This is a genomic window from Chryseobacterium sp. SIMBA_038 (genome assembly GCF_046535115.1).
Classification (GTDB): Bacteria; Bacteroidota; Bacteroidia; order Flavobacteriales; family Weeksellaceae; genus Chryseobacterium.
This window is the reverse complement of sequence record NZ_JAWRXH010000292.1, coordinates 1-256: the sequence shown is the minus strand read 5'-3', so window position 1 is coordinate 256 and position 256 is coordinate 1. Positions and strand designations below refer to the sequence as shown.

General features: G+C 31.2%; 1 protein-coding gene. It reads left to right on the top strand.

Annotated elements, in window-relative coordinates; translation table 11 throughout:
- A complete protein-coding gene (locus SB689_RS23610; protein ID WP_410694475.1) occupies positions 1–147 on the top strand; it encodes a LytTR family transcriptional regulator DNA-binding domain-containing protein in 147 nt (48 codons plus the stop codon).
- Positions 148–256: the final 109 nt, after the last annotated feature.

The following is a 256-nucleotide window of genomic DNA, read 5'->3' as shown; positions in this document are numbered from 1 at the left end:
CTGGGATTCATAAGAATTCATAAATCATATATTGTTCTCTTTTCACATATCAGTTCATATGATTCGAACACAATTTATCTGAAAGGTGGGGAGCAGCTTCCACTGGGAAGAACCTATAAAAAACAACTGAAAGAATATTTTGGATAAAAAGCATGGTTTAACTTTTTGTAGATCGTCTTATTGAAAAATAAAAAGCTCACTGTATCAGTGAACTTTTCTACTATTTTTTTAAGGGCATGACTGCTTATAATCATCA